The following is a 16401-nucleotide window of genomic DNA, read 5'->3' on the forward strand; positions in this document are numbered from 1 at the left end:
GGATCATACTGTTACTTGGTTGAAAAATTGATTCGAACATCGCGGCCATCTCCGAACTCTTCAATCGTAAAATCCCATTGATAATGACTGACGATTCTATTCGTTAATTCAAGGCCTAAACCAAACCCAAGTTGGTTTTGAGTATCACCACAACTTTCGTCTCGGTTCATGATAATGACTTGTGAACCAACCTGCTCTATCACCACTCTGCCACGCAAGGTATGTTGATAAGCATTTCGAATCAGGTTGCTGAGAACGATACGACTCATGGTTGCGGGTAGTTCAAATACGCCGCCGGACAGGCTTACCTCAACGTTTACGTCTTTATCGCGAATCAGATAGTTCAAATCTTGGCACAACTGCTTTATCAATTCACCGAGATTGACTTGCGTCAGCTGCAACTCGTTGTGTCGCCCTCTGTTGAGCCACAGCAAGGTATCGCAGAGATCGGTCATGGTCACACCCGCTCTCAATATGCGTTCCAGCACTTCTTTTTGCTTTTCAATCGAATTGGGTTTATCGACCAGTTTCGCCATTAGCTCGGTATTACTACGAACCACAGCAATGGGCGTTCTCAGCTCATGGCTCGCATGTGCCAAAAACTTGTGTTCGCGGTGTAATGTTTCTTCAACCGAAGACAAGCTGTTCTTTACAATCATTGCCAACCGATTGAGTTCGTTATATTGGAAGTCAGGCATAGGGCGATTAAGTTGACAAGGCGTCAACGTTTTCGCCCACTTAGCTAAACGTTCTATAGGATTGGCAACCAGTTGACCGATAAAATACATACACACCGCGAAGAGAGTTAAAGCTATCGCTGCGTAAACAAGAATCTGACACAAATGAGGGAGCTTATCTTTGTTGAGACGGGAGCTCAGATCCGCCGCTTCAACTTCATTAATAATGCGTGAGATATAGAGAACTTCATTCTCACCTCGTTCGTATCTAAGCAAAAACAAGGCTCTATTCGGCTCAGAATACCAATTATCTCGATAAACTCGTTTACTGAAATCCAAATGCTTAGTTGGTTGAGTGAACACTTGTCGGATTTCGGGTGTGACATCTTCCCATTGGCGAACAACTTGAAAACCCAGAATGGTTTTCGGCTCCTCAACAGAGGAAAAGCGGCCAATTTCCTGCATGTTAATTCGCAGTCCGCTGTCTAACCCTTTCTCAAAGTAGCTCGCAGTTAGCGTAGAGAAACCGACAACCGTGATGGTAGCCATCCCCATAATAGTGCAGACAATGAATATTTTTAGACTACGACGAATTTTCATGACGCATCCTGAGAAGTGATAGCAAAGCCAAATCCCGGAATTGTTTGAATTAAAGGTGCCCAATCATTCTGGTCTACCTGCTTTCTCAGGTTGAAAATGTGCACTTTTAAACTGTTGCTGTCCGGTTGTTCATCACCCCAAACTGTATGAATAATTTTTTCTCTAGAGACACCAGACGGGTATTCTCTCATCAATATTTCAAGAATTTTCAAGGCAATAGGAGAAAGTTTAAGAAGTGTTCCGGCTCTGGTTGCCTGGCGGTGACTGAGATCGAGTTCCAAATCGGCAATTACAAGTTTAGAAACTTGCCCGCTGCGACGTTTGGCTAGCACCTGCATACGAACCAGCAGTTCTTCCATTGCAAACGGCTTCACCAGATAGTCATCCGCGCCGCGACTGAATCCTTCCAGTTTGTCGTCAAGAGTATCTCGCGCCGTCAGCATCAAAACCGGCGTTTCAACACCATTGTTGCGAATGCGTTCGCAGACCACTAAGCCTTCAACTTTAGGCAGGTTAAGGTCGAGAATAATAACGTCATAGCGATTAGACATAATCAGGTTGTAGCCAACCTGACCATCGGAAGCGTAGTCACAATCGATATCTTCCAATGACATATAGTCAATTAATGCCGTAGCAAGATCCAAATCATCTTCTACTAATAATGCCTTTAACATTTGCCGAACCTAACCTTCCTAACGCAACTTTACCGTTCGATGCCGAAACAGAAACGCCAAGGATACTATTTTAGCTATCCATCGTATAACGGTTCGGCGCATCTAATTTACAAATAACATTTTAACTGATGGCAGACTAAATCATCCGTAGTTAAGGAAAGGTTAAAACATAAACGCCCGACATTCGTCGAGCGTTTAGTAAAAAAATGAATTAATTCCTTCGGTTAAAACTCATAGTTGACCTTTAATTCAATCGTACGCTCAGCGCCATACCAGCAGTTCGCACTGTCGTAGCAAGTGTAATACTCTTCATCAAACAAGTTACTGCTGATAAGTTCTGCTTTTGCGCCAGTAAGAGAATCACTAAGTTGTGCTAAGTCATAGCCAATCGACATGTCAGCCACTATGTAGCTTGGCACTTTGCCTTGAGTATTGGTTGCGTCCATGTTCATCTGCCCCACATAACGACCGCCAGCACTGATTCTCAAACCATTTAATGTCCCTTGTTCTACGTTATAGGTCGACCATAAGCTCGCACTGTATGTTGGCACATAAATAGGAGTCGTACCCTGTAGGCCATTGGCGCTGTCTTCAGTGACTTCAACAGCCGCGTAAGTATAGTTGGCTGCCACATCCCAGTTTGGCATTAACCACCAGCGACCTTCGACTTCAAACCCTTGCGAACGCACTTCACCCACTTGCAGTTCATCTTGATAGGTTGCAGATGAAGGGTCTGTAACCACCATATTGCTTTTGACAATACGATACAGCGACGCCGTCAATTGTTGACTCATATCAGCAGAAAGATACTTAACACCTAGCTCAACCTGCTCACCAACCTCCGGTTCGAACGGCTTACCAAACTTGGAATCGACTCCAGCCACAGGGGAGAAACTGGTGGCAAAGTTGGCAAACGGCGAAATGCCTGACTCAAATTCGTATAAAGCGCCTACACGGTAAGAGAACTCGTTATGGTCTGCTTGGGTATTGCTTCCTGAAAAGTTATTGATACCTTTATAGTTGTCAAAGCGACCACCGGCGATAAATACCCATTGGTTCCAGCGCAGTTGATCTTGAAAATACGCACCTAGCTGGTCGACTGACACCTGATCGTTACCAGCAAAAACTTCACTGACATTAGAACGATTAAGCAAACTGTTATTAGCATTGTAGATATTGAACTGATAAAAACCGCTGTCACTGGTTGAGTACTCTTTGTAAGCGGAATCACCACTTAGTGTTTGATAATCCAAACCAAATAGCAGGTTATGTTCAACACTTCCCCAACGGACAACTCCAGATAGCTGGTTATCCACCACTAAGCCTTGATAGTCTTCATCTGTGGTATAGATATTACGGCTTAAGGTTCCGGTCGTTTGATTAAACCCAGAAGCGGAGTGGTAAGTATTTTCTTGATAGAGGGAAGCATCCGTATAACGTAAATTTTGTAGAAAGCCCCAATCATCATTGAATCGATGCTGAATTTTGTAGCCAAGCATCATGATTTCGCGTTCGAAATGGCTCCAATTATTGTCTCCAGCGAAGGTTGAAGGTGATGTTGAACCATTCGTTATCGCCGCCAAAGGAAGTGAGGAGTTCATCCCCATTGCCGGATCCTTCTGATAATACATATTGAGATTAATCAGCGTATTTTCCGTTGCTTGCCAATCAATCGAAGGGGCTACCAAGTAACGCTCTTCCTCGGTGCCGTCCACCTGACCATCTTGCTTGCGAGCTTTTGCAATCAAACGATAAGAGACACTGCTGTCGCCAAACAGCCCTGTGGTATCTAAAGTCGCTTGCGTGAGGTTACGCGAACCAGTGGAAGCAGATACCTCAGTGTGTTTCTGGCTTTGCGGTGACTTTGCAATGGTATTGATCATGCCGCCCGGCGGCATAGAGCCATAAAGTACGGATGTTGGCCCTTTGAACACTTCCACTCTTTGAATTGCAATCGGGTCGATTTGTGACTGCAAGTTCCAGCCTTTCAGATATTGGAGGACCAAACCATCGTAATAGGTTTGATCGATACGAAAACCACGAATGTAGAAGTTATCGTACATGGTGACCGCGCCGCCTTTGGTTTCGGTCACAACACCTGACGAGTAACGCAGCGCCTGACCTAAAGAAGTTACACCACGCTGTTCGAGTTCTTCGCTTTCAATAACTGAAATAGCTTGCGGCGTTTCTTCCGCCTCTAATGCGGTTTTGGTCGCTGTATTTCGATAAGTCTGACCGAGAACGGTAACAGTTTCGACAGATTCTGAACTCTGATCTTGAGCAAAACTCAACGGAGAACAAAAAGCCGCTAATAAAGCCAAAGCTATCGGCGAAAAATGGATTTGTTTTTGTCTGTACATAATGTTTCAAATACCCTGCTTTCTTTATAAGAATAAATATCATTTGCATCTTACTCATCACAGCAGGGAAAAAGTTAACAATTTGGAGCATCTTATGAGGGCTGAACTGGAGATTTTGTCGCTCATAAACCAGTTACTGGCGAAACAGGCAACCAGTATTCCATCTCTGCATCATGGTCTTGGCAGTCATAACCTTGTGGGTAACGTTCAAGTTCAAATCCGTCTTCACCTCGATAATCAGACTGAGGTAACCAATGAAAAATAAACCACTCCAAGGTTTGAGCGAGGCCCGAAATCGGGCCTTTGTGTTTAATCACAGCGTAAGTTTGAGTGGGTATTATTAATTTCTCGATAAGGATCTCTGAACTAGGCAGCCTTTCAGTCACACCCGCTAAATAACGAAGGCGATGACCATTGGAGCTTGCTCCGGTAACGTCAACCACACCGGTGAGGGGATATTGTTTAACATCAGGAAAGCTCTCGTATAAACGAGCCCAAAGCTTAGGAACTTGCTGCGAAAAGTTGGGTTCCGGCGAGAATAGGCCGCGAATCTCCCCCATCACACCATAGCAATCAAAGTCGCTGGTTGTTTCGACTCTCACTTCAATCAGCTGTAGTGCAGTTTCTGTTTCTAGCAGGTTTTCCGTTGGCAGGGAGATTGGCGTCAACAAAGGTTTTCTCAACCCATATCGCTTACCTTGTTTTCGATATGAACGAGGACTTACACCAAAATGCTGTTTAAATGCACGGCTAAAACTCATTTCTGAATTGAAACCAAGCCCAATCGCGATATCTATAACGCGTTCAGAACCAGCTAATAACGATTCTGCGGCTGCACTCAGCTTAATTTCTCGAACATAGTGAGCAACGGATAATCCCGTTTCACTTTGAAACACTCGTTGCAACTGCCAGCGAGACCAACAACTTTGCTGCGCTAACTCTTCCAGACTGAATGCTCGCTCCATATTGGAGTGAATGTAGTTAAGCAGTTTGCAAACACGTTGAAAAGAGGCGCTGGAACGATTCATGACTTGCTACAAATGAGAAAACAGAGTGGCGCTATTGTCGCACAAAAATATCACTAATGATAATAATTATCATTTAATGATTATAAAAAAGGGCGTCAGCAAAAAAGAGTTCCATCTCTTCGCTTTAGCCCGTGGATTAAAGGTCAAATCTTTAAGTATTAATGTGCAGCGCTTGGATCAACCGCGTGCTTTGGTTTAGGGGCAAACCAGATAATGCATGCTGCGACAGCAAAAATAACAGCGATGACCATAAACAACTGATTGGTTGCCACCATGACACTTTGCTTTTGCAGTAGCCAGTCCATCGAAGAACGAACCTGCCCTATTCCCATGCCTGAACTTTGCATCGCTTGAGTCGCCACACCTGCTCTGTCGGTTAAACCTGCCAGCTCCGCATGGACATACCGAGTCTGGCGTTCCCATGAGGTATTGATCATCGACGTCGCAAATGCACCTGACAATGTACGAATGAAGTTCATTAAACCAGCAGCCGATTCCATCTCACTGGGTTTTACACATCCCAGAGCAATCGCCGTCAGCGGAACAAAGAACAACGGCATACCAATACCTTGCAGGAACATGGGATAACTGACTTGCTCAAAAGTCATATCTAAGCTGCCGAAGCTGCGTAAGAAGGTCCAAAGCCCTAACCACATTACCCCGGCAAACACGAACGGTCTTGGGTCAAACTTAGACGACAAGTTCGCAATAATTGGCGCAAGGAATACTGCCAGAACACCCATAGTTGCGGTGGCGTAACCGGATATGGTTGCGGTATACCCCATATAGATTTGTAGCCACAAGGGTGTAATAACCGAGATACTGAAGAACGCGCCAAAAGCGAGAGATAGCGTCAGCATACTCATACTGTATCCTCGATGGCGGAACACCTTCAGGTCAACGACAGGGTCACGCTCTGTCAGTTCCCAAATTAAGAAGGCGACAAAACCGATCGCAGCGATGACCGCCAAAATGACAATACGGCTTGATTCAAACCAATCGTGGTCTTTACCTTCATCCAGCATAATTTGCAGAGCGGCTACCCATACCACCAACAGTGCCAAACCCACTTTGTCGATTTTCGAACGTACTGTTTTGGTTTCAAACTGCTTGAGCAATTTCCAGCAAAGTATTGCGGCAACAATAGCGAAAGGAGTTTTGACAAAGAAGATGTAAGGCCAGCTAAATTGATCACACAAGACACCGCCCAAAATCGGCCCCATGATTGGTGCAACAAGTGTGGTCATACTCCATATGCCGATCGCAGCATGGCTCTTATTTTTGGGGAAGATCCGCATCATTAACGTTTGCGACAAAGGCATCAGCGGGCCACCGACTAAACCCAAAAATACACGGAAAGTGACCAGCATCGTCATACTGGTTGCCAACCCACAAAACACTGAGAACACACCAAACAGAGCGAAACAGGTTACAAATACGCGAATTGAACCAAAACGTCTTGATAGCCATCCGGTCAAAGGAACTGAAATCGCCTCCGCCACCGCATAAGAGGTAATCACATACGTGCCTTGACTGGTTGAAGTGCCTAAACTGCCCGCAATACTTGAAACAGAGACATTCGCAATGGTGGTATCCAGAATGGCAAGAAAGTTCGCCATTGCCAGACACAGAGCGCCGATGAACAGCGCTCCACCAGTCAAAGGTTTGATGTCATTGTCTAATGAATGACTCATGATTCACCTTAACCTTGTTCAGAGAGCTTAGATGCACGGTATTGAGCGATGGTTTGCTTGTTCACATCCGCTTTGGTATCAATCGTCACTTGCATTGATAAACCAACTTGCAGCGGGTGAGCCTGCAAATCTTCCGGATCGAGTTCAATACGAACGGGAAGACGTTGAACCACTTTAATCCAGTTACCTGTTGCGTTTTGCGCTGGAATCATTGAAAACGCTGAACCCGTTCCACCAGAAACACCCGCAACCACACCATGATAAGTGACCTCATCACCGTAAAGATCAGCGGTAATTGAGACTGGTAAGCCAATTTTCACTTCACTTAATTCAACTTCTTTAAAGTTGGCATCCACATAAATATTCTGCACCGGAACGACTGTCATTAAAGGCGTACCCATTTGCACTTGACGACCAACCTGAACTTGACGTTTTGCCACAATGCCGCTGATAGGAGCACGAATAACTGTACGTTCTAGATTGATTTGTGCCTGATGCAGACGCGCTTTTGCCGCCAACACTTCTGGGTTGTTTTCAACGGTTGTGTTGTCAGTCATTGCTGCATTTGCTTTTTGCGCACCAATGGTGGATAAGCGATTAGCTTGAGCCTGCGCTAAAAACGCTTTAGCTGCGTTTAAATTTGCCTGAGATTGCTCAAATGCCGTTCTTGCATTTGATAGCTCTTCACCAGACACAGAGCCTGAACGAACCAAGTCTTCGCGACGCGTTAAATCAATTTTCGCTCGTTCAAAGTCAGCTTTCGCTGCGTTTAACTGAGCCTTGGCGCGTGCTTCATTGGATTTTTGCGCAGCAACCTGAGCATTAAGACCTTCGTCATTCGCCAGATAACTACGTACTCGGCGCTCTGCTAAAGCCAAGTTTGCTTGCGCTTGGTCTACTGCAATTTGTGCGTCTGTATCTTCGATTTGTACCAGTACTTCACCTTTGTTGACGTACTGTGTATCCACTACATTCACGCTGGCAATAATGCCACCAATGGCAGGAGTCACTTCGGCTATTTCAGCTGCGGTGTATGCATTATCGGTAGAAATATAACGCGAACCCACTAAATACCAGTAAGCACCATAGCTGCCCCCTGCAATAACGATCGCCGCAGCTAACGCTAAGAACCCTTTTTTACGTGATTTGTTTGCACCAGACGCATCGAATTCTGCTGCGTCGTTTTGTGATGGATTTGAACTCATGAATAGAAACCTTTTAAAAATTAAGACTCTGTGGTTTGAAGGCTATCGTCTTTAAAACCGCCGCCTAAAGCGTGAATAAGAGCAAGATCAAGACTGAATGCGCGTGACTGTAAGTTCACCAACGCTCGTTGGTTATTGAGTAGCGACTCTTCAGCAACAAGCACATCTAGGTAAGTTGCCAAACCACCCTGATAGCGATTAGAAGCAATCTTCAATGCTTGTTCTGCCGCATCCACCGCTTCTTGCGTTTTCGCAATACGAGCATCAAGTGCTTGAGTGCTGGTCACAACGTCAGCCACTTCATGAAGAGCCTGAGTAAGAGTTGCGTTATAGCCACTTACGGCTTCTTCATATCGCGCTTCCGCTGAGGTGAGTTGTCCATCAAGACGACCACCCGTAAACAACGGCAAATACAGCGCTGGACCTATGCTGCCGGCATCATTTCCGCTCTCAAATAAATCATTGAGACCAAAAGCCTGATAACCAATAAATGCCGAAATACTGAGATCTGGGTAGTACATCGCTTCCGCAATACCGACTCGTTGTGCTGCTGCCTCTGCTCGCCAGCGAGCGGCTGTAATGTCTGCTCGATGCCCAAGCAAACCAACACCTGCTTCTTGCGGTAAACCGTAGCGAGCATCCAGCTGAATGCTTGGTTCAGAAATGGTCAAAGCTTTGTCCGGACCTTGCCCAACCAGCGCTGCAAGCGCATTTTTCTGCAACGCGATAGATTCGTTGATACCCAACATCTCAGCTTCAACGTTCGCAGCAATTGCTTTTGCTTGATTGACAGAACCCAGTGTTTCCAAGCCGTTTTCATAACGCTTAGTCAATAGCTCTAAAGTTTTATGGCGAATATCGAGCGCGGTTTCTACCGTATGCTTGTTCGCATACAAACGAGATAGCTCTGCATAGGCGTTTGATATCGCAGTTGCCAACATCAAACGTGCAGAAACAGCTTCTGCTTCAGCCGCAGCGAGTTCAGAAGTTGCCGCCGCAACCGAGGCACGATTCTTACCCCAAAAATCAAAATCGTACTGGAAGTTGAGGGTCAATGTTCCGTAGTCATTCCAACCGTGAGGTGGCGTTGCTGTCTGATATCGGTAGCTCACTTTTGTTTCAGAAGCACTAGCAGCTAATCCCACATTCACCGAGCGGCTTGCGCCTGCTTGCTGTGCAATGCCCTGTGCATTTTTCAGTCTGGCTTCAGCCATTTTTAAACTTGGCGCACCTTTAAAAGCGTCATTGATAAGTTGGTTTAACTGAGGATCTTGATAGCGATACCACCAATCCTGAGTTGGCCACGCCATATTTTTATCCGCAGTCAGACTTTGCTGAAACGCATAGTCGCTGGCTTGCGAAATTTCAGGCAAGTTTTCATTTTTCGAGACTGAGCAGCCCGCCAAAAGCGCTGCGCTGATCAGAGTTAAGGCAAAAAAAGGAACATTCTTATTTGTGTTTATGTTCCTTTGCATAGATTTTTTCACATTAGACAACCTTATAACTAAACCGTACGGTACAGTTATACTCTTGACAGAAAGATTCCGTCAAGCGAAACTTATCCACAATTTTCACTGGGGCTATTAAGAAACCATGCGAGTAAAAAGCGACGAAAAACGACAGGCCATCATAGACATTGCTAAGGAATGCTTTTCACAACAAGGCGTTAGCGGTACTTCTATGTCTCAACTAGCGAAACAGTTGGGAGGTTCTAAAGCCACTCTTTACAACTATTTCAGTTCGAAAGAAGAAATTTTCGCGGCGGTTATGCAATCTTCAGCGACAGAGCAAATTTCGAATTCCTTCCTTTCTTTGGATATAAATCGTGATGTTCGAACGTCGCTTTTGGAATTTGGTTACAATTTTCTGGACTCGATTTTAACCCCTGACGCTATCTCTATTTATCGCATGGCGGTAACCGAAGCCGATCGCTCAGATATAGGCCGTCATTTTTACAACAATGGCCCTAAAAAAGGCTGGAAACACTTGAGTGACTATATCGAACAACAGATTTCGAAAGGCGAGTTAAGCCAATGCAATGCTTGGGTTGCGGCTATGCAGTTTAAAGCGTTGTTGTCGGCAGAATATGTTGAACAATATGCGTTTGCCGCAATTGAAAAACCCAGTCAAAAACAAATCGAAGCAACAGTGGAACAAGCCGTCAATGCATTCATGAAGCTGTACGGCAAGTCATAACGCTTGCACTCTTTCCTACTCAAACCGTCACGTTGCCCTCATTCTAAATTTTCGAATAAGGGCAACGAATTCAACGGCTGTAATCGTAGCGCTTAAAACTCTAAGATCTCTTTCATAGATTGGTATTCCTGCTAATGACCCTGTTGTTCATTTGAGAGCGAGCCAAGTGAGGAGAACAATATGATTGAAATTAGAAAAGCATCACAACGCGGCCGCGCGAATTTTGGCTGGTTAGACAGCAAGCACACATTTTCTTTTGGGAGCTACTTTGATCCTAAACACATGGGCTTTTCTGAGCTTCGTGTGATTAATGATGACACCGTTGCCCCAAGTGCAGGCTTTGAAACTCATAGCCACCGCGACATGGAAATCATCAGCTACGTTTTAGAAGGCACCATCGCGCACAAAGACAGCGAAGGTAACATCGAAAAACTTCCTGCTGGTGAGTTTCAATTAATGTCTGCTGGCCGTGGTATTTCGCACAGTGAATTCAATGCTTCCGGCACTGAAACATTGAAGTTTTTACAGATCTGGATTCAGCCAAATAGCTATGGCGGAAAACCGGGTTATCAGCAGAAAGATTTTGGTCAGGAAGCAGGCTTAACGACTATCGCAACACCAACCGGTGAAAACGGTACTTTGCAGATCAAACAGGATGCGAAGCTGCACCAACTCATTCTGGAACCTCATACTGAGGTTAGCTATGAAGTGGAGAAAGGCCGCCGCGTTTATGTTCATCAGATCAATAGCGACCTGTTCGTTAATGATACTCAACTGACACCGGGAGACGGCGCAAAAATCGTTGCTGAGCAATATTTAAGCTTCTATAACAACAGCGATGTACGCGCTACAGCGTTAGTGTTTGACCTTCCATAAACACAATGCTCTCGTAACCAGAGCGTTTTTCATTCGTTCCTTCCCTTTTCGCCACGAGCATTTCACTCGTGGCTTTTTTGTTTTTCTCAATTTTTTATCAGTCAGTGCTCTCTGTCTGGGTGGATTCTAAATACTAGATTGACGAGAACTCACATTGTAACCGGTTTCATTTTGGCTTTTTCTGGATTAGAATGCCTATAAATCACCTATTCTATTTAGGCTCATTCACTTTATTTGAGAAGGTATCACTATGTCACAACAAGGTTTTCCGAAGGATTTTCTCTGGGGCGGAGCAGTGGCAGCGCATCAGGTTGAAGGCGCTTGGAACAAAGATGGCAAAGGCCATAGCGTGGTTGACGTTCTCACCAAAGGTGCACATGGTGTACCTCGCGTCATCACCGAAACTGTTGAAGCCGATAAATTTTACCCAAACCACGAAGCGGTTGATTTTTACGGTCACTTCAAAGGTGACGTGGCTCTGTTCGCAGAAATGGGCTTTAAATGTTTCCGCACATCGATCGCTTGGACACGTATCTTCCCAAACGGTGATGAAGAGACACCAAACGAAGCGGGGCTTCAGTATTACGATGATCTTTTTGATGAATTGTTGAAATACGGCATTGAACCTGTCATCACCCTTTCTCACTTCGAAATGCCGAACCATTTAGTAAAAGAGTACGGCAGTTGGAAGAACCGTCAGGTAATGGATTTCTTTGTAAAGTTCAGCTTAACCGTGATGGAACGCTACAAAAACAAAGTGAAATACTGGATCACCTTTAACGAAATCAATAACCAACGTAACTGGAAACTGCCTATCTGGGGTTACTGTAATTCTGGGATGATTTACAGCGATTACGAAAATCCTGAACAAATGCTGTATCAAGTGCTTCACCACCAGTTCCTTGCGAGTGCACTCGTGGTTAAACAAGGTCATGCTATCAACCCTGATTTCAAAATTGGCAGCATGATCCATATGATGCCACTCTACCCTGCTTCATGCCGACCTGAAGATATGCTGCTAGCTCAGGAAATGATGCGTGAGAAATACCAATTCAGTGATGTGCAGGTGCGTGGTTACTACCCAAGTTACCTACTCAAAGAATGGGAACGTAAAGGGATTACTGTCGACATGCAGCCAGGTGACGATGTAATTCTGCGTGAAGGTTGTGCAGATTATCTAGCGATCAGCTACTACATGACCAACATCGTTTCAGTAAAAATAGACGAAGCGACCAACACGCCTTCGCTATTCGAAGGTAGCCGCCTAAATCCATATCTACCAGCGTCTGACTGGGAATGGCAAATTGACCCAGACGGTCTTCGCTACGCGCTGTCTGAGCTTTACGAACGTTACCAAAAGCCAATCTTCATTGTTGAAAATGGTCTTGGTGCCATAGACCAGTTAGAACAAGACGGTTCAATCAACGATGACTACCGTATTGACTACCTTGGTTCACACATAAAAGCAGTGAAACAAGCGATCAGCTATGACGGTGTTGATGTGATGGGCTACACGCCTTGGGGCTGTATTGACTGCGTGTCATTTACCACAGGTGAATACAGAAAACGTTATGGATTTATCTACGTAGATAAACACGATGATGGCAGCGGCACAATGGCACGTTCGAAGAAGAAAAGCTTCCACTGGTACAAGAAAGTTATCGAAACCAACGGCGAAGTTATCTAGCCTCCACACATCCGGTAAATAAGCCTTTCAAAATTCAATTGAAATTGGCTAAACTTGTCTCCCTCTCGGCATGCCTACCATGTTTAGGTATGTCGGGTCGGATAGATAAGGAAATGTATGGCAACCATAAATGATGTGTGCAAAGCCGCTGGCGTCTCAAAAGCGACGGTGTCACGAGTACTGAACAACAGCCCTCAGGTCAAAGAAGTGACCAGAAATGCGGTTCTTTCTGTAATGAAAGAGTTGGGATATCAACCCAATACACTTGCACAGGCTTTGGCAACCAATACTTCCAATTCTATCGGCCTCGTTCTTCCTGAATTTAGAAGCAGCTATTTTGGCAGCGTCCTCCATCATGCTGGGCAAGCAGCCCTTCAGGCAGGCAAAAAGCTGTTGGTTATTCGCAGCAAGAACAGCGCAGAAGGTGAACGCGAATCGGTAGAAACCATTGCTAACCAACGCTGTGATGCCATTCTGCTTTATAGTCGTCATCTGTCCGAATCTGAACTGGTTGAACTGCAACAAAAAATCGCCCAGCCACTAGTTATATTAAACCGCCAACTCAAAGCGGAATCTCTATCGAGCTTTGGTTTAAAGCAAACTCAATTAGCCACATTAGCGATGGAGCACCTCATCCAGTTAGGTCATAAAAACATCGCCTGTATTACTTCTCCGATTAATAGCGAAACCGGTCGGTTACGTTTAGAAGCGTACAAAAACCAGCTTAGTGTGGCAGGTATATCAGAGAAGAAAAACTGGATTGTGGAAGGCGATAACACCTTAGAAGGTGGTTATAAAGGCGCGCAAATCCTGCTGCAAACTGGCGAAAAATTCACTGCTATTTTTGCTTGTAACGATGATATGGCGATTGGTGCAATCCGTGCTCTGCACGACCACGGTGTAAGAGTTCCGCAAGATGTGTCTGTGATTGGTATCGACAACGAACCGGCTGCCGCCTATGCAATTCCAAGCCTTTCAACGGTATCACTGCCGATTATCCGATTGACCCAAGATGCCACAGCCCTTGCCTTAGCGCTGGCGAATAAGCAAGGCAACCTTACCAGCCATCAAGCCTACGATGGTGAATTGGTCGCGCGTGAATCCACGCAAGCTATTGCGGGTTGCATCATAGACGAGTGAAATTCCATTACTTGGAAAAAGCAAAGCCGCAGAACTCTCAATCCCTTTAAATACAGATAGGTAGAGGTTTGTATGGCTTTATTTCATTGCCTTTAATCATCTCCTCTAGAACCGGAACAAACGCTGTTATATCTAAATCGACTTCTAGATTTTTCTGTCCGATGAAATCTCTAAAATCATATTTCCACCATTCGAGTTCGAGAAGTTTCTGTCTGATACTTTCAGAAAACCTATACTTCAATATTTTTGCTGGAACGCCACCAACGACGGCATAAGGTGGAACGTCTTTAGTTACAACAGAGTTCGCGGCGACCACTGCTCCATTACCTATAGTCAGACCTTTTTTAAACAAGACGTCATTACCGATCCAAACATCATTACCTATAGTGATCCCTTCAGGTTCCTCAAATGGTGAAAACCTATAAGTTGAGTGCTTTAAATATCTAGGATGACAATAACTAATATTGGATGTAGTGAATCGATCCAGAGGATGTCCAATAGACATAAGTCTGACATTCGAAGCAATGCTCGTGTACCTGCCTACTGTCGCATGCAGATCAAGAGCTGAGTTCGAATATGAGAACGACCCCATACTGCATAAGTTTCTTCCACTGCAGAACCTAGAGTAAGGTTCAATTTTAATCGTGTCGGAAGACAGATTAAACGCGGAGAAAAAGCTCTTTTTAGGCAAGATAATATGCGATTTTTTTAACTTGCTTCTCAATATCGGTGATATGAAGATTTTTCGATTGCTCATTGCGATTAGTAAATGCCATTAATGATTAATAAAATTATATCAATCAATTATTTACAACTTACCTTTCACATCCCTCAATCCGTTTTATCCTACGCTATGTTCATAATTTTCCACATAACTGCATGTCAGAATTGAAGAATTTTGACTAGTTAGCAGCATTTTAATTCTAAACAAGAGGGACACCGACTAGAGGTGAACTAGCCGGTTTTTCAAATCAAAAAACTATCGAATTGCGGTATATCGCTTCATCAGGAACAAAATCCAGAGCAGTGATAGCAAGGCGAAAATCGCACTCACGTATCCGATGCCTTCAAGAGACATATAAAGAATCACTTTACCGCCGATTAGTGCACCTGCGCCGATACCTAAGTTAATGATGCCCGAGAACATAGACATGATCATATCCGACGCGTTGGCGTCGATGTTAAGCACTTTTACCTGCATAACCAGACAGACAATCATCAATGCTGCACTCCAAACCACCAGCAAAATACTGATAGACCACAAGTGCGGTACTGCAAAATATAACATCGCGGTACAAACCATCACTGTCGCCGTACAGCCGACCAATATCGGTGTATTCGGACGTTCGCCTAAATTGCCAAAAATCACACTACCTATAATTCCCGCAGAACCAAATAGCAGCAGAAGGAAGGTGGTAAAGTTTTCAGAGAGCAGCCCAATCGTCTTAAGGAAAGGTTCGATATAACTGTAAGCCGAGTAATGCGCGGTAAAAATCATGAAGATAAATAGGTATAAACCCATCAAGGCTGGATTTTTCAATAGCTCTGGCAGCTTCTTCATGGAACCGGTAAACAAGCTCGGCATTACCGGCAATAAGCGATAAAGGCTGAACATTATGACTAAAGCGGTTATACCGATAACACCAAAGGTGACGCGCCAACCAAGCCATTGACCTATGATTCGACCGAGTGGAACCCCTAATACCATCGCAAGTGAGGTTCCCGTTGCCAAAATACTGAGAGCAAAGGTCTTCTTACCCGGAGGAGCAACTCGTATTGCGATAGAGGCAGTGATGGACCAGAACACCGCATGAGCAAATGCAATACCAACGCGGCTGGCCATCAGAACTTCAAAGTTCCAGGCAAACACCGATAGACCGTGGCTGACAATAAACAGCGTAAACAACGCGAGCAGTAATTTTTTACGCTCAATTCGACTGGTGAGCATCATCATTGGTAATGACATCAATGCGACTATCCAAGCATAGATAGTCAGCATCCAGCCGACAGAAGCCGTCGATATCGAGAAATCATTCGCGATATCAGAAAGCAGCCCAACTGGCACAAATTCAGTGGTGTTAAAAATGAAGCCGCTGAAACCTAAAGCAAAAACGCGTAAGTATTGTGAACGACGAGAATTGTCATTGGTTGCGGACATGGTTTGCGTCATATAACCGTGTAAAAGAAGATGAAAAAATGTGCGCATATTGTGATTTAATTCACAATTAAAGCAATATGTTTATACAACTTTTTTAATAGTAGCG

The 16401-nt window shown here is 44.6% G+C and carries 13 protein-coding genes; 4 read left to right on the forward strand and 9 right to left on the reverse strand.

Annotated elements, in window-relative coordinates; all coding sequences use genetic code 11:
- Positions 1-11: 11 nt before the first annotated feature.
- The 7 genes from AAGA51_RS09835 to AAGA51_RS09865 all read right to left on the reverse strand — a co-directional run bounded on the left by AAGA51_RS09835 (position 12) and on the right by AAGA51_RS09865 (position 9725).
- A complete protein-coding gene (locus AAGA51_RS09835) occupies positions 12-1277 on the reverse strand; it encodes a sensor histidine kinase (RefSeq protein ID WP_042481751.1) in 1266 nt (421 codons plus the stop codon).
- Positions 1274-1951: a response regulator transcription factor gene (locus tag AAGA51_RS09840; protein ID WP_042481748.1), complete on the reverse strand. Its 678-nt coding sequence runs from the start codon at positions 1949-1951 to the stop codon at positions 1274-1276. The genes AAGA51_RS09835 and AAGA51_RS09840 overlap by 4 nt, the downstream gene beginning before the upstream one ends.
- A 224-nt stretch (positions 1952-2175) precedes the next feature.
- Positions 2176-4311 (reverse strand): TonB-dependent siderophore receptor, encoded by a 2136-nt coding sequence (locus AAGA51_RS09845; protein ID WP_042481746.1) that lies wholly within the window; start codon positions 4309-4311, stop codon positions 2176-2178.
- Between the two features lie 122 nt (positions 4312-4433).
- Entirely contained in the window at positions 4434-5339 is a 906-nt protein-coding gene (locus AAGA51_RS09850; protein ID WP_042481744.1) for an AraC family transcriptional regulator, read from the reverse strand.
- A 158-nt stretch (positions 5340-5497) separates the two neighbouring features.
- Positions 5498-7033, reverse strand: a complete 1536-nt coding sequence (vceB, locus tag AAGA51_RS09855; RefSeq protein ID WP_042481741.1) for a multidrug efflux MFS transporter permease subunit VceB — start codon at positions 7031-7033, stop codon at positions 5498-5500.
- 8 nt (positions 7034-7041) lie between these two features.
- Positions 7042-8238 (reverse strand): HlyD family secretion protein, encoded by a 1197-nt coding sequence (locus AAGA51_RS09860; RefSeq protein ID WP_042481739.1) that lies wholly within the window; start codon positions 8236-8238, stop codon positions 7042-7044.
- Between the two features lie 20 nt (positions 8239-8258).
- A complete protein-coding gene (locus AAGA51_RS09865) occupies positions 8259-9725 on the reverse strand; it encodes an efflux transporter outer membrane subunit (RefSeq protein WP_042481736.1) in 1467 nt (488 codons plus the stop codon).
- Between the two features lie 106 nt (positions 9726-9831).
- Between AAGA51_RS09865 and AAGA51_RS09870 the strand changes: the two genes are divergently transcribed.
- From AAGA51_RS09870 to AAGA51_RS09885, 4 genes are all read left to right on the forward strand, one after another.
- Complete coding sequence (locus AAGA51_RS09870) at positions 9832-10434, forward strand: TetR/AcrR family transcriptional regulator (protein ID WP_042481732.1); 603 nt, start codon at positions 9832-9834, stop codon at positions 10432-10434.
- Between the two features lie 180 nt (positions 10435-10614).
- The gene (locus AAGA51_RS09875) at positions 10615-11310 is read left to right on the forward strand and encodes a pirin family protein (RefSeq protein ID WP_042481729.1); all 696 of its coding nucleotides are present in this window, start codon (positions 10615-10617) and stop codon (positions 11308-11310) included.
- Between the two features lie 250 nt (positions 11311-11560).
- Positions 11561-12997, forward strand: a complete 1437-nt coding sequence (locus tag AAGA51_RS09880; protein WP_042481727.1) for a 6-phospho-beta-glucosidase — start codon at positions 11561-11563, stop codon at positions 12995-12997.
- A 117-nt stretch (positions 12998-13114) separates the two neighbouring features.
- Complete coding sequence (locus AAGA51_RS09885) at positions 13115-14137, forward strand: LacI family DNA-binding transcriptional regulator (protein WP_042481724.1); 1023 nt, start codon at positions 13115-13117, stop codon at positions 14135-14137.
- Positions 14138-14183: 46 nt separating this feature from the next.
- On the opposite strand, the gene AAGA51_RS09890 is transcribed toward AAGA51_RS09885, so the two are convergent.
- Together AAGA51_RS09890 and AAGA51_RS09895 are read right to left on the reverse strand one after the other, a co-directional pair.
- Entirely contained in the window at positions 14184-14642 is a 459-nt protein-coding gene (locus AAGA51_RS09890; protein WP_303621180.1) for a CatB-related O-acetyltransferase, read from the reverse strand.
- 474 nt (positions 14643-15116) lie between these two features.
- Positions 15117-16295 carry a sugar transporter gene (locus AAGA51_RS09895; protein WP_255209358.1) on the reverse strand — a complete coding sequence of 393 codons (1179 nt, stop codon included), beginning with the start codon at positions 16293-16295 and terminating at the stop codon, positions 15117-15119.
- Positions 16296-16401 lie beyond the last annotated feature (106 nt).

This window comes from Vibrio diazotrophicus (genome assembly GCF_038452265.1).
Lineage (GTDB): Bacteria > Pseudomonadota > Gammaproteobacteria > Enterobacterales > Vibrionaceae > Vibrio > Vibrio diazotrophicus.